We start from the raw sequence: 20,692 nt of genomic DNA, 5'->3' as shown, positions 1-20,692 counted from the left end.
ACCCAGAATTGGCAGCAAATCGCACCAAGAAATCACACGACTCACGCAGACATTCGCTGTTGTTTGCTATGCTCCAGCTACCCTGGCGCTTCGCTTAACGTCAAACTCAGCATTTTATGCTTAAACAGGCGCAGTTCCGTCCCCGTTGGCAACCGAATTGCGGAGGAAAACCAGCGGTAGCAATGATATAATCATCCAAGAGCCAGTAGGAGAAACAGATTGGCATGAAAGTAAAATACCTGATCTATTTCTTCACCTTTGCCATCATGCTGTCCTTTGCGGTATTTATTGCCAATGGGCTGATAAAGGCCCGTGCCAGCCATGAGCGAAGCTTGGAAAACCTGTATAAAATCAGCAGGACCAAAGAAGTGGCCGAGGCCTTTCAGGCTACGCTGCTGGCACACCGGTTAAAAAGATTAGGTTTAGCGGATAAATCCGTCACCCAAGCCGAATGGCAACAGGCCGATCAACAGGCGCGTGAAAAAATCGCGATTGTTAAATCCAATGTCGACGCCGATCTCGCCCTGCGCCTGGGCATTCGGCAAAAGATTGCCATACTTTCTATGCTCGATTGGATGGAAAGGCTGCTGGATAACGATTCGCGTCAGGTCACGCAAGTCGATACTGCCAACAGCAATCTGTTCAATATCAACAGCGCCTATTATATCGTCCAGACCACCAAAGCCTTCTACCGCTATACCTACGACACCCGGCTGATCAATGCGGACTCATTTCTGTTTTTGGAGGCTGTTCGCCTTAATAACCGGCTGAATATGTCGCTGACCGAACTGATCGATCAGATTATCGACGTCAATCTCAGCAGCCAGGAACGCAAGAATGCTTATCTGAAGGCCATCCAATTGACCGGGGTGTTCACCCCGCTCGGTACTCGTTTGGCGTTCTTAAAGCTGGCCTATAACGATCCGCAGATTGCTGAGCTGGTGGATGAGATACTCCGTAACATTTCCAACAATCGGATCAGCAACATTTCAGACGGGTTATATCAAGCCATTACCCACAATACCGTCTATGACATCAACCTGATCGCCAGCTATATCGAGGAGATGGACAGGCTTTCCCAAAGACTCTATGAGCGCAGCTTTGAGCTGGAGATGGCCGCTTCCGAAGCCAAAAAGTATGATAGCCAGACGGCCATCTACGGCATGATTTCTCTGAGTGGGCTGATTGCCCTGTTCATCCTGCTGCCTTCCATGATCTTCTGTTCCAACATCACCCGCTGGCTGACCAAAACGCATAAAAATATTCTGCGCCTGTCACAAGGCGATATGAATATTGATGACAACGACGCTTTTTACAGCAAAGAGCTGATCGCCATCAGTGATGCCATCACCCAGCTCAAACAATACAATCAGGTCAAGATCGCGCTGGAAAACGAAAAGCAGCAGCTAATCAAAGAGCTGGAGGTCTCGTCATTCTTCGATCCCTTAACCAACATTTATAACCGCCGCAAATTTTTCCTCGAGTGTGAGATGCTCGCGCAGAGTAGCTATCCGCTGGCGTTCTGTCTCATCGATATCGATAACTTCAAGCGTCTTAACGATACCTATGGCCACGATGTCGGCGACCGAGTGCTGGTAATGTTCGCCCAGTCGTTAAGTAACACCTTCCGTTCCAGCGATATTTTTTGCCGCTATGGCGGTGAGGAGTTTGCCCTGCTGCTCGGCCACTGTTCCCTGGAAAATGCCCGCAGCATGATGGAAGCCCTGCGTGAACAAACCCAACAAATGTGCCTGGAGCTGCTCAACGGAAAACGGGTACGCTTTACCATCAGCTGTGGCATCGCTGCCGTGGGCAACCTGGCAGAACTGCATCCAGCCATCAAACAGGCCGACGAAGCGCTCTATTTTTGTAAGAAGAGCGGGCGCAATCGGGTCAGTATTTATACGCCAACCGGTTTTATCTGAATCTGTGTTTAAAATAATTAACCTCATAATTTTTATGAGTAAATCAACTAAGCCATTCAGTTTATTGGATTAAATGGCTTTTTCTGTCCGAGGTTGTGCCCCCGGTAAAATAAAGGCACGTTTTATCCTCGACCCGTTCCGGCCATTTGTGGTGTGATGAGGCTTCAATAACAGGATAATCCGGGTATACTCCCCCCACTTTTTTGATTATCCGGATTTGGACACGCGCCTGACGAGGATGCTGTAACGCGATATGACTCTATACGCTTCCCCGATTTTGACTTCACTGCTTGATACTGACGCCTACAAGCTTCATATGCAGCAAGCAGTGTTCCATCGCTACCCCGCAATTACCGTTGCGGCGGAGTTTCGTTGCCGTGGCGACGAACTGCTGGGCGAATATGCCGACGAGATCCGCGCGCAGGTTGCCATGATGAGCGAGTTGGCGCTAACCGAAGCCGAACACCGCTATCTCTCCAGCCTGCCTTTCTTCCATCAGGATTACCTGAGCTGGCTGCGGGAGTTTCGCTACGATCCGCAACAGGTCAGCATTAGCAATCATGACGGCAAATTGCATATCCGTATCGCTGGCCCCTGGCGCGAAGTGATTATGTGGGAAGTGCCGTTGTTGGCCGTGATCAGCGAAGTGGTGCACCGCCAGCGTTCGCCACAGGCCACGCCAGAGATGGCCATTAGCCAGTTGCGCCAGAACCTGGCGCAGTTCAAGCAACTGAGCGGGGATATTGATATTTCACGCTTCAAGCTAATGGACTTTGGCACCCGTCGCCGCTTCTCTCGCGAGGTGCAACAGGCCATTGTCAGCACGCTGAAAACCGAATTCCCCTATCTGGTTGGCACCAGTAACTACGATTTGGCGCATCGGCTGGATCTGATCCCGGTTGGCACGCAAGCCCATGAGTGGTTCCAGGCTCATCAACAGATTAGCCCGGTACTGGCCAACAGCCAACGTGCCGCATTGCAGGCCTGGCTGGATGAATATCCCGATCAGCTCGGCATTGCACTGACCGACTGTATCACCATGGATGCGTTCCTGCGTGATTTCGGCAAGCAGTTTGCCCAGAGCTATCAAGGTCTGCGCCACGACTCTGGCGATCCGATCGAATGGGGTGAAAAAGCCATTACCCACTACCAGCAATTGGGTATCGATCCCATGAGCAAGACGCTGGTGTTTTCAGACAATCTTGATCTGGATAAGGCGTTGGCGCTGTATCGCCATTTTGATCGGCGTATCAACCTGGCGTTCGGTATCGGCACGCGTTTGACCTGCAATATCCCCGGCGTCAAGCCGCTGAATATCGTGATCAAGCTGGTCGAGTGTAAAGGCAAGCCAGTGGCCAAACTGTCCGATAGCCCAGGCAAAACCATCTGCCAGGACCCCGCGTTTGTCAAAGCGCTGCGCAAAGCCTTCGATCTGCCGCTGGTGAAGAAAGCCAGTTAAGGCCACTCCTCACTCCAACCCTCTCCCACAGGGAGAGGGAGCTGTACGGCGCTGCATTAAAGAACGAGAGTCAGCCGGGGATACAAACCGTGTGGGCATTTCTCAGCGGCGTTCCCCCTCTTCCTTTATATAGCTCCTGTTTTTTATCCCACTGCAATAAATGTTGTCCCATTCTGATGATTTCTGCTTGTGCTCTGCAACGCGGCAAGTAACATAGCAACATCCCCAAATTCTTGGGTTGTTAGCCTATTTCTGAAAAACTTATAAGAGAGAAATCTATGAGCGTAGTGCCTGTAGTCGACGTACTGCAAGGTCGTGCTGCGGTTGACAGTGAAGTCACCGTACGCGGTTGGGTACGTACCCGGAGAGATTCTAAAGCTGGTATCTCCTTCCTCGCCGTTTATGACGGCTCCTGCTTTAATCCGTTACAGGCCGTCGTTAATGATTCTCTGCCGAATTATCAGGACGAAGTGTTACGCCTGACCACCGGCTGTTCCGTTGAAGTGACCGGTACCGTGGTACCTTCGCCGGGTGAAGGCCAGAGCTTCGAACTGCAAGCCACAGCCATCAAAGTGGTGGGTTGGGTTGACGATCCTGACACCTATCCAATGGCGGCCAAACGCCACAGCATCGAATACCTGCGTGAAGTTGCCCACCTGCGCCCACGCACCAACCTGATTGGCGCGGTTGCCCGCGTTCGCCACACCTTGGCACAGGCAATCCACCGCTACTTCCACGAGAACGGTTATTTCTGGGTTTCCACCCCGCTGATCACCGCCTCTGATACCGAAGGTGCCGGTGAAATGTTCCGCGTCTCCACGCTGGATATGGAAAACCTGCCACGCACTGATAAAGGTGCCGTCGATTTCAGCCAGGATTTCTTCGGTAAAGAAGCCTTCCTGACCGTATCCGGCCAGTTGAACGGCGAAACCTACGCCTGTGCGCTGTCAAAAATTTATACCTTTGGCCCCACTTTCCGTGCCGAGAACTCGAACACCAGCCGTCACCTGGCGGAATTCTGGATGATCGAACCGGAAGTCGCCTTTGCTACCCTGGACGACGTTGCCGGGCTGGCCGAAAGCATGCTGAAGTATGTCTTCCAGGCGGTGCTGGATGAACGTGCCGACGATCTGCAATTCTTTGCTGAGCGGGTAGATAAAGACGCCATCGACCGTCTGAAGCGCTTTGTTTCTTCTGATTTCGCCCAGGTGGACTACACCGAGGCGGTCGAGATCCTGATCGCTTCCGGCCAGACCTTCGAGAACCCGGTTTCCTGGGGTATCGATCTGTCGTCTGAACACGAGCGCTATCTGGCCGAGCAACACTTCAAGGCTCCGGTAGTTGTGAAAAACTACCCGAAAGATATCAAAGCCTTCTACATGCGCATGAACGAAGATGGCAAAACCGTCGCGGCGATGGACGTGCTAGCGCCGGGCATTGGTGAAATCATCGGTGGTTCACAGCGTGAAGAACGTCTGGATGTGCTGGATCAGCGTCTGGCAGAGATGGGCCTCAATAAAGAAGATTATTGGTGGTATCGTGACCTGCGCCGCTATGGCACCGTGCCACATTCCGGTTTTGGCTTAGGTTTTGAGCGTTTAATCGCCTATGTGACCGGGGTGCAGAACGTCCGTGACGTGATCCCGTTCCCAAGAGCGCCACGTAACGCCAGCTTCTAAGTCATAAAACCCAGCATAATTTAAACATTTTCTTTACATAATAAAGGCCAGCTTAGCTGGCCTTTCGCATTTTTGATTATTGACCTGCATCACAAAGTTCCCCAAAATACACAAATTGTTACACATCGTTTCTTTCTGAAACCAGATTGAGACATTGGTAGCATTTTCGTTCTAGATAAACCTGCCCGTGAATGGAACACTGCGTGCAGACACAGGACGACACCAATCTATCAACAATAGTTCCAAAAGAATTATTGGCGGCAGTGGCAAGGTGTCCGAATAAAACCAATGAGGGTAATAATGATGATGAAGCGCAACATTCTTGCAGTAGTGATCCCAGCTCTGTTAGCAGCTGGTGCAGCCAACGCAGCTGAGATCTACAACAAAGACGGCAACAAACTGGATCTGTACGGTAAAGTTGACGGTCTGCACTACTTCTCTAACGACAAAGAGAACGATGGCGACAAGTCATACGTTCGTTTTGGCTTCAAAGGTGAAACCCAGATTACTGACCAACTGACCGGTTACGGCCAGTGGGAATACAACGTGCAAGCTAACCACGCTGAGTCACAAGGTACCGAAGGTACTAAAACTCGTCTGGGCTTCGCGGGTCTGAAATTTGCTGAATACGGTTCATTCGATTACGGCCGTAACTACGGCGTAGTGTATGACGTTGAAGGCTGGACAGATATGCTGCCAGAGTTCGGTGGCGATACTTACACCTACACTGACAACTTCATGACTGGCCGTACCAACGGTGTTGCTACTTACCGTAACAACAACTTCTTCGGTATGGTTGATGGCCTGAACTTCGCTCTGCAGTACCAAGGCAAAAACGAAAACGATGGCCGTGCTATTAACAAACAAAACGGCGACGGTTGGGGTGTGTCCTCTACCTACGCAATCATGGATTCAGGCGTGAGCGTGGGTGCTGCTTACTCTGGTTCTGATCGTACTGACGCGCAAACCCGCTTCTCTACTGCTGGTGGTAAAAACGCTGAAGCCTGGACCGTTGGTGCTAAATACGACGCCAACAATGTCTACCTGGCAACCATGTATGCAGAAACTCGCAACATGACTCCATTCGGTGATTTCGATGGTTCTATCGCTAACAAAACTCAGAACTTTGAAGTGGTAGCACAGTACCAGTTCGATTTCGGCCTGCGTCCATCTATCGCTTACCTGCAGTCTAAAGGTAAGAACCTGGGTAGCGCTTACGGCAACGATCAAGACCTGGTTAAATACATTGATGTAGGTACTACTTACTACTTCAACAAAAACATGTCTACCTACGTTGATTACAAAATCAACCTGCTGGACGAAAACGACTTCACTCGTGCTAACAAGATCGCTACTGACAACATCGTAGCTACCGGTCTGGTTTACCAGTTCTAAGTTGTTGCACTTGATGACGGCTCGCCGTCAGCTAAGTTAAAAAACAGGGCTTCGGCCCTGTTTTTGTTTTTAGCGCTTCCGCCAATTTTTTATTCTGCCAATCCGCCCTTCCCCGTCATTTTTTGTGCTGAATCTGCCGCCGTCACAAGATCGAGGTGTTTTTCTCGCAAACGGTTGGCAAAGGCGATAACTGGCGCTACCCTGATGTTTCTGTCTGCTTAACTCTAGGCCATGGAAGCATCTGACATGTTTGAAAAAATCACCGCTGCACCTGCCGACCCGATTCTAGGTCTGACCGACATTTTCCGCGCCGACAAGCGTGAGAATAAAATCAACCTGGGTATTGGCGTCTATAAAGACGAAACCGGCAAAACGCCGGTGCTGACCAGCGTTAAAAAAGCTGAACAGTATCTGCTGGAAAATGAGACCACCAAAAACTACCTGGGTATTGAAGGTATTCCTGAATTTGCTAGCTGCACGCAAGAGCTATTGTTCGGCAAGCAGAGCCCAATCATTGCCGACAAGCGTGCACGTACCGCGCAAACCCCTGGTGGTACCGGTGCCCTGCGCGTAGCGGCCGACTTTATTGCCAACCAGACCAACGCCAAGCGTATCTGGGTCAGCAATCCAAGCTGGCCAAACCATAAAAACGTCTTTGGTGCCGTTGGCCTGGAAGTATTGGAATACAACTATTACGACGCCGCCAACCATGCGCTGGACTTCGACGGTCTGCTCACCAGCCTGAGCCAGGCTCAGGCCGGCGACGTAGTGCTGTTCCACGGTTGCTGCCATAACCCGACCGGTATCGATCCAACCGAAGCACAATGGGCTCAGTTGGCTGAACTGTCCGTAGCCAAGAGCTGGTTGCCGCTGTTTGACTTCGCTTACCAAGGCTTCGCCAAGGGCCTGGAAGAAGATGCCCAGGGTCTGCGTATCTTTGCTGCCAAACATCAGGAACTGATCGTTGCCAGCTCCTACTCGAAGAACTTTGGTCTGTATAATGAGCGTGTCGGTGCCTGCACCGTGGTAGCTGCCGATGCAGAAACCGCCGAGCGCGCCTTCAGCCAGGTGAAAGCCGCGATCCGTGCCAACTACTCGAACCCGCCGTCACACGGTGCGGCCGTAGTTGCCACCATCTTGGGTAACCCAGCGCTGCGCGCCATTTGGGAACAAGAGCTGACCGACATGCGTCAGCGCATTCACCGTATGCGCCAGTTGTTCGTTAATACCCTGCAGGAAAAAGGGGCGGAGCAGGATTTCAGCTTCATCATCAACCAGAACGGCATGTTCTCCTTCAGCGGCCTGACCAAAGAGCAGGTTCTGCGTCTGCGTGATGAATTTGGCGTGTATGCCGTTAACTCCGGTCGCGTTAACGTGGCAGGGATGACGCCGGACAATATGGCGCCGCTGTGCGAAGCCATCGTTGCCGTGCTGTAAGTTGATTTTGCATTGAAAAAGGGGCGCATTTGCGCCCCTAATGCTTGCAAGTTTTGGCAGTAAAGAGACCATCTCAGCAAACCGCTCGTCACTCATCAAAGGTGAGTCACTACAATTTTAAACACGCTCGATCGGTCCCCTCTCCCTGTGGGAGAGGGTTAGGGTGAGGGGCATTGCCGAGAGGTGTCTTTACCAGATGGCCGGTTCTTCGCGCAGGAACGGGTTGGTTTGACGTTCATGGCCAAAGGTAGACATCGGGCCATGTCCTGGAATAAACGCCATATCGTCGCCCTGAGGCAGTAATTTGTTGCGGATTGAAGCGATTAGCGCCTGATGGTCACCGCGCGGGAAATCGCTGCGGCCAACGCCACCGTTGAACAACACGTCCCCCACTAATGCCAAACGCGCCTGTTCGTTGATAAAAACGATATGACCAGGCGTATGACCAGGGCAATGCAGTACGTTCAGCGACATTTCGCCCACCTGCACTTTATCCCCCTCTTCCAGCCATTTGGTCGGCGTTAGCGCGGCACATTCATCCAGACCAAACATACGGCTCTGCGCTGGCAAACCTTCAAGCCAAAAGGCATCTTCCTTATCCGGCCCATAGATTGGCACCTGATAATGCTCGGCCATTTCTGCCGCCGCGCCTACGTGATCGAGATGGCCGTGCGTCAGTAAGATCTGGCTAACCTGTACGCCCTTTTCGGCAATGGCGGCCTTCAGTTTTTCCGGATCGCCACCAGGATCGACCAGCGCCGCCTGTTTGGTCACGTCGCACCAGATGAGCGTACAGTTCTGACTGAACGCCGTAACGGGGATAATATGGTATTTCATAAAGCTCCAACGACAACGACACTACGCCCAAAGGGCGGGTGCCATTCAGCGATCATGATGCACAATGATTACCAGGTCCGCACCGGGCCGGTATCGATGTGCACAAAGTTACTACGTGGATAATAGCCTACCCCGCCAGCACGCATTTTTAACGCGGCCTTACGGATATTACTCAGCTGGATCCCTTCAATATGGAAATCCATCGCCTGGCCTTTGGTGTGGTAGCTCTGCTTGGCCACGCCACGGCTGTGCGCACGCATTTCGGTGTTGGTCGCCATCGAACGGTAGCCGGAAATCAGCTGTACCGGTTTGCTGGTGCCCAGCATCACCTGTAGGCGATAGAGATGATCAAACAGAGCCGGATCAATGCTCTTGACCTTATTGGCCCGATAGTCACGGAAGATATGGTTCAGGCGCGCCAATTCTTCTTTATTGTAACCTTTACCATTGAAGAACTCGGCCTTGATGGATTCGCCAGTATTGAGGTTGTTCAACAACAGAATACGTGGGCGAGCGGTAGAAAGACTGGCAAACGCCTGCCCTGGAAGCAGTGCGATACCCACGGCGGCGCTACCTAACGCCAGCCATTTACGGCGATGATGATCAATTTTGTCCATGACTCTTTAAACTCGGCAAGAATGTCAAAATAAATGCACAAAACTGCGCACTGCCCGAACCATAACCGCCAGCGTATGCGGAGTCAACCCGCGATACGCTGTGGTTTACCAGTGCTCACAAAAAACAGAGCCCGTTACTGGCCAGACATTCAGACCGTTATTTATCTAGAATTACTGCATTTATTGCATCAATTTTTCGGCCTGAGCCAAAATTTGTGCACCCGATCTCACTGTCGCATCATAATTGTAAATATCTGTGCGGAACTGTGGCTTGCCATCATCAGAGACCCAGGCCGTCAGGTAATACAACTGCACCGGGATGTTCTGGCGGATGTTCACATACGTCGTATTACCGCCTTTAAGCGTGGAGGAAACACGCGCGTTGTTCCAACCGGCATCCTGCAACAGCATGTTGGCCAGATCGGAAGCCTTGTTAACGCGCACACAGCCAGAGCTTAACGCCCGGATATCCTTCTGGAACAGGCCATGGTTCGGGGTGTCATGCAGATAGATGGCATCCGAGCTCGGCATGTTGAATTTGAAACGCCCTAACGAGTTGCTGCTCCCCGGTGCCTGCTGGATGCGGTAAGGGAAGTTGCGTGGTGAAACCACACTCCAGTCAATCATTGCCGGATCGATCACTTGCGCATCGTTGCTCCAACCAGAGAATACACGGTAGCCGTGTTTCTGGAAGTAGCTGGCATCATGCATGGCCTTGGGCACGATATCTTCACGGATCAGCTTGGTGGGCACGTTCCACGGCGGGTTGACCACCACGTTATTCAACGCGCTGCTCATCAATGGCGTTTTGCGGCTCGGGCGGCCAACAATCACCCGCGAAGATAACACTTCATTACCATTCAGATAGTAGGTGAGCGAGTAGTTCGGGATGTTGACCATAATACCGGTATCAACGTGCCCTGGCAGAATGCGCAGGCGCTGGATGTTCAACGCCAGCAGTGAAGCACGAGTTTGTGGCGAAACGTTCAGCCATTCACGCGTCCGGGCACCGATGACGCCATCAGGAGTCAGCCCTTGCCAGGTTTGGAAACGTTTGACCCCTTCCACCAGATCTTCGGTGTAACGATTATCCGTTACCGAAACCGGACTGGCAGGTTGTACCTGCGCGGTCGCTTCTGGAGAGGGAGCAAGATCTTTGATCGATGCCGCGCCCGGGCTTACGACAGCCGCTGCGGTAGCACGATCCTTCTCTTCATCCACCGACAGATCGTCATCCGCCGCCGGGGTCGTCGCGCTGGCGTTGGTGACTTGAGGCTCAGGCGAAGCAGATGCTACCGCCGGAGTGGCGATTAGCATTCCGGTACGCGCCAGAATATCGCGCAGTGCGGGAATATCGTCGCTGAGCTGACCTGGACGCAGGCTTGCGCCATTGGTCATTTGTGGCCACGGGCGCCCAGCCGCCAGCATTTCGCGCAGCGCCAAATGCATTTTTGCGTACTGAGGATGCTGCGGGGCTAACGAATTAATATACGCCAGCGTTTTGCCCTGATGTATCGAGAGCTGCCACTGATTGATCACCGTATTCGCTGGCACCTTCAGCTTGTAAGGAACATTGCTGTACAGCCAGTTGTTGCCGTTGGCCCCGATTGAGGAGACAAACTGCAAATAACCCAGCATTGCATCCGACAGCACAATATCACGTGCCATATCGGTGATGAGCGGATCGGTCAGCAGTTTTACCCATTGAGTAAACTGCGGCTGTACGCCAGAAATGGCCAACTCAGCCAGCTGCTGCTGAAATTGCTGTACCGCATCCCGATCTTGCCACATAGGCTGCATCTGGTTGGCAGCGTACAGCGGTGCCAAAGTGGAGAGATAATACGGCACAACGCTTTTCGGCAATGCCGCCAGCAGTTCGGCACGACTTTGTGCCACGGACATTCCCGATGACGATGATGCCACCGGTAACGCCGGAACAGTTGCCCATGCGGAAAACGACACGGCAAAACCACACGCTATTGCGCAACTCAATGCCAGACGTCGTACTGAGTTTCCATTTTTAAGCAACATCCCTTGCCCCCTGTAGGCTCACAAAAATACCGCACAGACTATTATTAGTTTCAGTATACAAACAGAACGGCGCTTTTGCTCTCAGCGCCGTAAATAACCGTTTTCATCCCAGCTTACCACCGGTAAAAAAACACGCCTATCATCCTCGTCATACAAAAAAATAGCCACCTTCAGGCGGCTATTTTCAGATTTATAGTGCACTTTTTTAGCTTTGTGGCGTTTATTCCGACACCGAATCTAAAGCCGGTTGTTCGCTGGCGAACCCACGCAGGCCAACCACGTGTACATGCTCATGGTTCTGGAACACCTTACGCACCAGTTTATAGGTAGTCCCTTTTTCCGGGCTGATGTTTTCTGGCGCGGCGATAATCAACTGCATCTCCAGACGATCGCACAGCTCAAACAGCGTGGCGATGGATTTGGCATCCAGACGCGCGGCTTCATCAAGGAACAGCAGGCGGCAAGGTGAAATATCTTTACCCCGCAGGCGGCGTGATTCCTCTTCCCAGCTCTGCACCACCATGACCAGAATTGACATACCGGTACCGATCGCTTCCCCGGTAGACAACGCGCCACTTTCTGCACGCAGCCAGCCGTCGGAGCCACGGAACACTTCCACTTCCAGCTCCAGATAGTTACGGTAATCCAGCAGCTCTTCACCGATGGTTTGTGGCGTGCGCTGGCCCATATCGATCTGCGGGTTCAGGCGCTGATACAGCTTGGCTAACGCTTCCGAGAAGGTCAGACGGTTGCTGTTAAACAGATCCTGATGCTGTTCCTGCTGCTCGGAGAGCACATCCAGCAAGGTGGCATGCGCTTCCCGTACATTGACGTTCAACCGCACGCTCTTCACCTGACCGAAGGAAACTGCTTGCAGCCCCTGGTTAAGCATCCGGATACGGTTCTGCTCGCGCTGAATGGTCTTGCGGATAATGTTCGCCACGCTCTTCGAACTGATCGCCAGTTTCTGTTCGCGTGCGGTAAGCTCTTCGGTCAGACGGCCCAGTTCGATCTCCATCTGTTCGATAGCTTCGACCGGATCGTCGGTACGGATAATATCCTGACGGATACGCTCGCGCAGATGCTGATAGACCGCGATAAAGAACTGGATCTTGCGCTCTGGCCGTTTCGGATCTTCCGACAGGCGCAGCACGTCACGCAGATGTTCGTTATCCGCCACCGCCAGACGCAGCGCACCCAATGCCTTATCCGACATCGAACGCAGCTCGTCACCGTCCATATAGGCCAGTTCACGACGGTGCAGACGGCGTTCAACCCCGTTGTCTTTCACCAGACGCATCACGGCACACCAGCCCGCCTTGGCGGTCACCACCTGCTCACGCAGTTGGTAATAATCACGCTCCAGCTTGCGCAGTCTCTTTTGCAGGCTGTCCATTTCCGCTTCGCAGAAGGTCAGCTGTTTCTCCAACTGGTTACGGCGGTTACGGTTATTACTCAGCGAGGCATGTAATTCGTCCCGGCGCTGCCGCGCACGGGCTTCGGCATTGGCATCGGCCTGCACGCCAATGTCTACCAGTTCCTGGCTCAGCTCTTTAAGCATGTCGCGTTTGGCGTCATAGGAGCTTTTCAGCGAGGCCAGTACCTGGCTGTATTGCGTAAACTGGGTCTGATACTGGCGCAGTTGCTCGCGGGCGCGGGTACGTTCCGCTTCCGCATGTTCCAGGCGTTGACGCAGTTTATCGTTGAGATCGTTATCAGCATTCTGCATGCCAGCAGAGTCGGTATAGCTGAAGTGCGCGCGGCGCTGAACCACTTCCGTCAGGGCAAAGGCTTGCTGTTTAGCCTGGCGTTGGGTGGCCTGGGCCTGTACATAGTCCTGCTGTAGCTGCTCATGCTGCTCCGGATCGCTTTGCAGCACCGATAACATAGGCTCCAGCTTGGCCAAGGAAACGCCGTGCTGTTGGATATAGCGCGCAGCATCCTGCGCCTCTTCCATTTCCTCGCGAATTTCTTCGACACGATCCTGCAAGGTTTCATCATTCAGCAGTGAGACCAGCGGCATCAGGCGGTTGAGCGCGGAAATGCCCTCTTTGGCCTGATCGTATTGCTGACGCTGCTGTTGGTTCTGCGCTTCGTGGTTATTGAGCGCACGCTCAATTTCACCACGGCGGCTGTTCAGAGCACGGATATCCGCTTCAGGATCCGCGTCAAACGCCACGGCGAGGTGCGAACCAATAAAGCGGCTGAACGCCTGGTGAGAACGCTGGGTTTTCTGCACGTCAAATGACAAGGTGGCGTAGCGCTCGGCCAAGGAGTCACGTTCTGCGTACAGCACTTCCAGGCGATTTTCCCGGGCAGCACGGCCAAACAGCGGCACCTCAGGGTAGCGGGAGTAACGCCACTGGCGATCGGCGATTTTCACCACCACCGCTTTTTCTTGCTCTTCGACGGCGAACACGCTGTCGTCAAACGACTGCGGATCCCCCTCGATCAGGTAGAGATCTTCCGGGCAGTCTTCCAACCCTTCCAACATCTCACGCACCAGCGACAGATCCGGCACCACAATGGCGTGGCGCGACGGGCCGTACAACGCTGAGAAGTACGGGGCATCGTCAATGGTGACATCGTCATAGATTTCAGACAGCAGCACGCCGCCAAAGCGCTCCGCCAGCGTTACCAGACGCTGATCTTCTGCCCCGCTCGGCTGGCTGAGGCGTTCAACCTGCGCTTCGATTTCGCGCTTGCGGGTGGCCACTTCATCACGTTCAACCGTGGTTTCGCGTTCGCGCTCCAGCAGTTGCTGCATGTATTCGGTAACCTGCTGACCATCTTCGAAGGCTTCACCGCTCTGCTCGCTGAGCTGGGTCAGTGAATCCTGCGCGGCCAGCCAAATCGGTGCCCTGGCGGTCAGCTCCTTGATGCGCTGCTGGATCTGCTCCAGCTCCTGGCGCATTTCCATCCGGCGCTCACCGGCCTCGCTGACGCTTTGGGACAACGATTCCAAACGCTCTTCCAGCTCTTGCTGCAAGGCATCAAGTTCATCCGGCTGATAACTCTGCCCGTGACGTTTGCAGAACTCCTGCAACAGACGTTCGGCATCCTGCTGCGAGCGCAAACGTTGCTCCAACTCGCTCAAACGCATCCGCAACGGCTGCACACGCTCGGCCTGATGCTGCTGCGAAGGCCAGTCACGCAATAGCTCACGCGCGGTTTGCCAGGCTTCACTGCGGCTGACTTCGCCCGCAATTTTACCCACCAGCTGGTAGGCCTGCTCGAACTGGCTGTGAGCGGCATCCGCCACGCTTAACTTTTGTTCCAACTGCAACAGGGACTCTGTCGCTTCCTGCTCACGCGCCTGGAAGGTATCCAGCCACTCTTCGGCATTTTCGGCGGTCAGTTCCGGCACCTGACACAGCGCACGGGCGCGCTCAAGAGCCTGAAGTGCCTGCTGATATTGAATGGCGCGGGTTTGTTGCACGTCCAACGCCTGCTGGTAATCGGCGAGCTGGCTTTTCAGCTCATCCACCTCCAGCTCTGCGGCTTCGGCACGCGCTTCGTTTTCCGCCTGCTGTTCGCTCGCTTCGGCGACAACCTCATTCTGCTCTTCCAGACGGTAGGTCAGCTCTTCCAGATCGCCTTCATAGCGTTCGATCTTTTCCTGCTGGCGCATTGCGGTCTGCACCAGATTGAGGTGATCGCTGGCGGCCTGATAATCGGTTTCCAGATCGGATTCAGCACCGCTTTGCTCAGCCAGCTCACGCGCCATTTCAACGTGGCGGAACTGCTCAGCGGCCAGCTGTTTGCGGCTGCTCAGCAACTCGTTGCGTAATACCAGCGCTCCATCCAGATGGATACGCCGTTCATTGGCGTGGCGCATGTAGTCTGCGGCAACGTACGAGGTTGCTTCGGAGATCAGATGCTTGAACAGATCGCGGTCCGACTGGGTGACGCGGATCGCTTCCAGCGTCATGCGGTTCTCGCGCAGTGCGGCTTCCATATCCTGGAACGCTTTACGTACGCCGCCGTTTTCCGGCAGCAGGTAATCACGCAGAGAACGGGTAATGGCACTGGAAATCCCGCCATACAGCGAGGCTTCGATCAGACGATAGAACTTGCTGCGGTCGGAGGAAGTGCGCAGACGCTTGGGCAGCACCCCCAGATCAAACATCAGGGCGTGGTAATCGGTGATGGAGTTGAACTGCTTGAACTGCACCCCTTCCATCTCTTCAACACGCTCTTTCAGTTCCTGCAACGAAAGAACCCGAGCCTGACGCTCACCGACGGTCTCGGTCAGCAGTTCGGTCGGTTGCACTGCCGTTGGCAGCCCCTGAATGGTGAAAGGTTTGATATCAACCTTACGATCGCGCCCCGCAACCTGTTGCAGACGAACCCCGACCACCACACGCTGGTGGCGTGAGTTGACTACGTCCAGGGTTGAGTAGCAGACACCGGCACGCAATTTACCGTGCAGGCCTTTGTCGCGTGAACCGCTGGTGGCACCGGCTTCAGTGGTGTTACGAAAGTGCAGCAGCGTCAGATCCGGGATCAGCGCCGTGACGAAGGCCGCCATGGTGGTAGACTTACCGGCCCCGTTACCGCCCGAAAGCGTGGTGACCAGCTCATCGAGATCAAAGGTTCGGGCAAAGAAACCGTTCCAGTTAACCAGCGTCAGTGAGCGAAATTTACCGCGTTCAATCATTCCTGTTCATCCTCTGCACTGTCCTGGGTGGCTTCTGCCTGCGTATCTTCCGCATCAACTTCATCGTTCAGTGACAGGCTGTTTTCAACCGGCATCGCCTCACCGTCGCGGATCATCCGCAACTGGGCTTCGCGCGGATCGTCACCGCTACGCACATCGGCACCGAAGCGGAACACCGCCTCGGTAATGCGGAATTTGCTGTTGTCATTGCCCATGAAATACACCATGCCCAGACGGCGCAGGCGATTGAGCGAGGAGCGCACTTTTTCATGCAGCTTCTGACGGTCAAGATCCGAACCGGTGGAGCGCTGGTTGACGAACTTCAGCAGCTTGCTCTCATCCGCCAGGCTCAGCAGCTCATCGTACAGCTCCTGCTGGCTGAAAATACCTTCATGCGCCAGGCGCTCGGGGCTCAGGTAGAGGTAGCACAGGATCTTGCCGACCATCATGTCCAACTCGGAGAGCACCGAGCGTGGAATAAGCGTGGTCGAGCGCGGGCGCAAATAGAAGAACCCTTCCGGCGCCCGGATCAGCTCAACGCTGTAACGGGTATAAAACTCTTCCAGCTCGTCTTGAAAATCCATAAGGAAAGCGTGGTTGTCCAACTCATCGATACCGATGTGACGACCTGCGCGCAATTGGCTGTCCAACGCCGGAAACAGCGTGTTAGACAATGCCTTGGCCAGCTTGACTGGCATTACTTGTTCAATATTTGTCGATGACATGGGCCTGTACCTTGGCTCCGTAATCATTGATTGCCTGCCACTGTGCGGGCAACCCTGAAAAATCAGCTTCAGCCACACCAAGGCGCACTGCCTGGTCGACCACTATGCGGGCAACGTCAAAGTGACGCACACGCGGATATTGCGCCAGATAATCGCGCATCACTGCCCCTAAATCGAGCGGCATCTTTTGTTCCTGATAAATCTTCAGTGCCTGTTCGATCATCGCTGCCAGCTGTTCGCGAATTTCGCTGAACTCTTCATATTCCAGATCTGGCGGCAGCTCCCCGGTGACCTCCTCACTGCGCAACGCCAACTCTTCGTCTCGCATATCGAGCAGACGATCGGCGTTGGCATGGGTCAGCGTCCAAGGGTTATCGAAGTAGTTTTGTACCGATTGGCGCAGGCGTTGGGCAAACACGCGGTTTTTATCCATATCGATGGCGGTACGGATAAACTTGTGCACGTGGCGATCATAGCCGATCCACAGGTCAATCGCCTGTTGGCCCCAACTGATGATGCGATCCAGCTTGCTTTGCAAATCAAACACCAGCTTATCGACAAAGCCCAGCTCCATCTCACCCAGCGTGGCATCCTGAATCCTCAGCAGGTTGGCCTGGAGTTTATCACCTGCGGCCTCCAGCGTATCCTGAAGTTCACGCAAGGTACCGGAGGTTTCCGACAGCAGCATCTCACAGCTGGAGATCGCCGCACGCCAATCCTGGTTGAGCAGCGCCGCGATATCGGTTTTCACGCTCTGTTGCTGTTCATCCATCAGGCGCTGGGTCAGATCGATACTGTCGAAGATCTCCGCTACCGAGTATTTCAGCGGAGCAAAGACGTTGCGGTGCCAATGGAAATCATCGCCGCCCTCTTCGGCAGCGTCTGCGGCACGCTTCAACTCTTCCGCCACGATCGACAACTGCATGGAAAGGCGCAGGGTCGAAAACTCACGCTGGCGGATATAGTAATCGGTTATACCAATACCCAGCGGCGTCAGGCGATAGATAGCATTGCCGTCCGCCAACTCGCTGGTAAAACGGTTCAACAGGCGCTGGCGCACCATGTCGTTAATCGCATTGTTGGCGCGTATCGCCACCGTTTCATGCGTCTGTTCAAACCCTTTGCTGACATGGCGAAATGCATCAACCAGCTCACCTTCGCTCATCTCGCCGTCCAGCCGCTCACCATTTAACGTGGCGATAGCCAGCAAAAACGCAAGACGCTCAGTGGGGAGCGAAATAGAGAAATCATTTTTCCGTGCCCAGGCGACCAGTTCGGGTACTGTCTGGGAAAATTCACTCATAGTTCGTCCTTCAGGTTCGGTTTATGCGCCGAGACGTGAATATAGCGCCCCAAACTCACGTAAGGCTCTTGCCGACAATAAAGCTGTTCAAGCGCCAGTAACTCTTCAAATTTTTGGGTCTGTAGCTGCCTGCTTTGCAGATAATCATGGAAAACCCTCACGCCGGTTTTGCCTGAAATCTGCATGCCCATCTGCTCCAACCAGCCGTAGACCAGCGGTGGGCTGTGTGGATACTGCGGCGACAGCGAGCGCTTGCGACGCCGCCTGACCTCGGGATCCACCAGTTGGAAATTGCCCAACACCACATTACGCATCAACAAACCGTTGGCATTAAAGAACATCAGTGACAGTGCGCCGCCAGGCACCAGGCAGTCAAACAACGCCTGCAAAGCCACCTGCGGTTCGGCGATCCACTCTAAAACCGCATGGAACAATATCAGATCGACCGGTTGTGCCAAATGCTGACCAATCTCTTGCGCCGAACTTTGTATGAATTGCATGTTCTGGCTCACACCTTTCTGCTCGGCCAGCAACGCAGCGCGTTGGATCATCTCACCAGAAAGATCGCACAACAAGACCTGATGTCCTAATTCTGCCAGTTGGCAGGCCATGTGGCCTTCGCCCCCACCAGCATCCAGAATGCGCAGCGGCCGCTGTGGCAACTGAGCCAGCAGCATGGTCAGATCCTGCCAGACTACCGCCTGACGGATTTTCCCCTTGGTGGTGCCGTAAATATTACGCGCAAACTTCTCGGCAATATCGTCAAAATTGCGATCCTGCATGGACAACGGCTCCGCTGATTCTATCTTGGCCGACGGCAAAGCGCCTGCCCATTCAAACCTGCTATTTTGGCACAGACTGGCTTAGAATAAATCTTCTTGCAGCATGAATGCGGCCAGATGTCGTTTTTTCGCCCAAAAGGACCTGATTTTTGATGTTATTTAACTTAAAAAAATTTATTGGTGGCCTGATGATGCCTCTACCCGCTCTGCTGTTGTTAATGGGGCTGGCATTATTGCTGCTGTGGTTTACCCGTTGGCAGAAAAGCGGCAAAGTCATATTAAGCCTGAGTTGGCTGCTGTTGCTGTTGCTCAGCCTGCAACCGGTCGCCGATCGCCTGTTGAAGCCGTTAGAGTCCAGTTACCCGACCTATAGAGGCAACGGCCAGATTGACTATATCGTGGTGCTTGGCGGCGGTTATACCTATAACCCGGACTGGGCCCCCAGCTCTAACCTGCTCAACAACAGCCTGCCACGGGTGACCGAAGGCGTCAGGCTATACCTGTCGCACCCGGGTAGCAAGATGGTCTTTACCGGTGGAAAAGGCGCGAAAACGCAAAGCAGCGCGGCCACCGCAGCACTGGTGGCGGAAAGCCTGGGCGTACCTGCCAACGACATCGTGCTGGTGGACCGCCCGCGGGATACCGAACAGGAAGCCGCAGAGGTCGCCAAATTGGTGGGGAAACAGCCGTTTGCGCTGGTGACATCCGCCAATCACTTGCCGCGTGCCATGCGTTTCTTTGAGGCCCAAGGCCTGTCCCCAATCCCGGCTCCGGCCAATCAACTGGCCATTACTTCACCGCTGAATATCTGGGATCGGGTAATCCCTTCCGCCATGTTCCTTGGGCACAGCGAACGGGCGGCATATGAAACGCTGGGCAGCCTGTGGCAGCAGCTAAAAGGGGATGGTGAAGTCAGCAGCGATTAGTGAGCCAGCCAGGGCCGTAGCTGTTGTGCGGCCTGATCGAACGCCGGGCGATCCAGCTTGCCGGTATGGATCATCCTGGCTACCGCCTCCCACACCACATAAAGCCAACGACGAGACAGGAAGGACTCCGCCACCGGCGCACGCTGTAGGTAGTGGAACAGCAGTTGATCCGGCATCCCCGCCTCGCAAAGCCTGAACAGCTCATATTCCCGTGGCGCCCACAGCATCATGCCTGGGTTGAGCATCGCCAGCAGTTGGTCGGTTTTGGCATCTTTCAGCATGCTGCGTAACCCCAGATTACCGTGCACCAGCACGCAAGGGTCGTCAAAATCGGCAAAGAAGTCGATCAGCATTTCGCGCGTGCGGTACAGCAGACGGCGATCTGCCATGCTTAACAGCGGCGAGTTCATATTACCCAGAGTTGACCAAAGTACCTCGATACGCTGATGGTACCAACTGCACCAATCATTCTCCTGCGTGCTGTCAACCGTGCCCACGCAGCCGTGGCTATCGATACGGTGCCAGGCCAGCATGCCGTCGACAATCTGGTCCATCAAGGCTTCCCAACGGGCTAAAGTCCGGGTTGGAGCCTCGACCGAGACGCCACGCAGGCGTTCGATCAGCAAAATCTCTTTGTAAGGCGCTTGCCGGGTGTAGACCACGCCAAACACCGTTGGCAGACGAATGTCCCCTTCACGCGCCAGCATGGATAGCTTGTAAGCTTCCTGCTGGGCAATGCCCTCACAGACGAAGCTTTTCGCCATCAGCGGGATCGCATGATCCTGACGATCATACAGTGAATACAGATGGGCATATGGCTGTTCGCTGACGCGTTCCAGACGACCGACGGACTCTCCCAGCACAATACTCAATTCGGCACGCAGCTGCTCCATGGAACGACCCCCTCCACATTAAG

At 54.0% G+C, this 20,692-nt stretch carries 14 protein-coding genes; 6 read left to right on the top strand and 8 right to left on the bottom strand.

Going from position 1 to position 20,692, the window contains the following annotated elements; genetic code table 11:
* The first annotated feature begins 224 nt into the window (after positions 1–224).
* The 5 genes from AC6HVW_RS09640 to AC6HVW_RS09620 all read left to right on the top strand — a co-directional run bounded on the left by AC6HVW_RS09640 (position 225) and on the right by AC6HVW_RS09620 (position 7,895).
* Positions 225–1,925, top strand: a complete 1,701-nt coding sequence (locus AC6HVW_RS09640) for a GGDEF domain-containing protein (RefSeq protein ID WP_071680731.1) — start codon at positions 225–227, stop codon at positions 1,923–1,925.
* A 253-nt stretch (positions 1,926–2,178) separates the two neighbouring features.
* Positions 2,179–3,384, top strand: coding sequence for a nicotinate phosphoribosyltransferase (pncB, locus tag AC6HVW_RS09635; RefSeq protein WP_071680732.1), 1,206 nt, complete (start codon positions 2,179–2,181; stop codon positions 3,382–3,384).
* Between the two features lie 278 nt (positions 3,385–3,662).
* Positions 3,663–5,063 (top strand): asparagine--tRNA ligase, encoded by a 1,401-nt coding sequence (asnS, locus tag AC6HVW_RS09630; protein WP_497569369.1) that lies wholly within the window; start codon positions 3,663–3,665, stop codon positions 5,061–5,063.
* Positions 5,064–5,366: 303 nt separating this feature from the next.
* Positions 5,367–6,458, top strand: a complete 1,092-nt coding sequence (gene ompC, locus AC6HVW_RS09625) for a porin OmpC (RefSeq protein ID WP_071680845.1) — start codon at positions 5,367–5,369, stop codon at positions 6,456–6,458.
* A 246-nt stretch (positions 6,459–6,704) separates the two neighbouring features.
* Positions 6,705–7,895 (top strand): amino acid aminotransferase, encoded by a 1,191-nt coding sequence (locus AC6HVW_RS09620; RefSeq protein ID WP_497569368.1) that lies wholly within the window; start codon positions 6,705–6,707, stop codon positions 7,893–7,895.
* 189 nt (positions 7,896–8,084) lie between these two features.
* Here AC6HVW_RS09620 and AC6HVW_RS09615 read toward each other — a convergent pair whose 3' ends face one another.
* The 7 genes from AC6HVW_RS09615 to cmoM form a co-directional block, all read right to left on the bottom strand.
* Entirely contained in the window at positions 8,085–8,732 is a 648-nt protein-coding gene (locus AC6HVW_RS09615; RefSeq protein WP_021804900.1) for an MBL fold metallo-hydrolase, read from the bottom strand.
* Positions 8,733–8,800: 68 nt separating this feature from the next.
* A complete protein-coding gene (mepK, locus tag AC6HVW_RS09610; protein WP_024484589.1) occupies positions 8,801–9,349 on the bottom strand; it encodes a peptidoglycan L,D-endopeptidase MepK in 549 nt (182 codons plus the stop codon).
* Positions 9,350–9,529: 180 nt separating this feature from the next.
* Positions 9,530–11,380 (bottom strand): L,D-transpeptidase, encoded by a 1,851-nt coding sequence (gene ldtD / locus AC6HVW_RS09605; protein WP_497569367.1) that lies wholly within the window; start codon positions 11,378–11,380, stop codon positions 9,530–9,532.
* Positions 11,381–11,600: 220 nt separating this feature from the next.
* Positions 11,601–16,040 carry a chromosome partition protein MukB gene (gene mukB / locus AC6HVW_RS09600; protein WP_368438722.1) on the bottom strand — a complete coding sequence of 1,480 codons (4,440 nt, stop codon included), beginning with the start codon at positions 16,038–16,040 and terminating at the stop codon, positions 11,601–11,603.
* Positions 16,037–16,765 (bottom strand): chromosome partition protein MukE, encoded by a 729-nt coding sequence (gene mukE / locus AC6HVW_RS09595; protein WP_497569366.1) that lies wholly within the window; start codon positions 16,763–16,765, stop codon positions 16,037–16,039. Before mukE ends, mukB begins: the two co-directional genes overlap by 4 nt.
* A complete protein-coding gene (gene mukF, locus AC6HVW_RS09590; protein ID WP_021804906.1) occupies positions 16,746–18,068 on the bottom strand; it encodes a chromosome partition protein MukF in 1,323 nt (440 codons plus the stop codon). The genes mukE and mukF overlap by 20 nt, the downstream gene beginning before the upstream one ends.
* On the bottom strand, positions 18,065–18,850 hold the full coding sequence (gene cmoM, locus AC6HVW_RS09585; RefSeq protein WP_071680737.1) for a tRNA uridine 5-oxyacetic acid(34) methyltransferase CmoM: 786 nt from the start codon (positions 18,848–18,850) through the stop codon (positions 18,065–18,067). The genes mukF and cmoM overlap by 4 nt, the downstream gene beginning before the upstream one ends.
* Before the next feature lie 152 nt (positions 18,851–19,002).
* Between cmoM and elyC the strand changes: the two genes are divergently transcribed.
* The gene (elyC, locus tag AC6HVW_RS09580; RefSeq protein ID WP_071680738.1) at positions 19,003–19,776 is read left to right on the top strand and encodes an envelope biogenesis factor ElyC; all 774 of its coding nucleotides are present in this window, start codon (positions 19,003–19,005) and stop codon (positions 19,774–19,776) included.
* Here elyC and AC6HVW_RS09575 read toward each other — a convergent pair.
* Positions 19,773–20,669 (bottom strand): YcbJ family phosphotransferase, encoded by an 897-nt coding sequence (locus AC6HVW_RS09575; protein ID WP_065685321.1) that lies wholly within the window; start codon positions 20,667–20,669, stop codon positions 19,773–19,775. The genes elyC and AC6HVW_RS09575 overlap by 4 nt on opposite strands.
* Positions 20,670–20,692 lie beyond the last annotated feature (23 nt).

Source organism: Serratia sp. NCCP-200 (genome assembly GCF_059697885.1).
The sequence above is the reverse complement of the archived record's forward strand: the minus strand, read 5'-3'. Positions and strand labels throughout refer to the sequence as shown.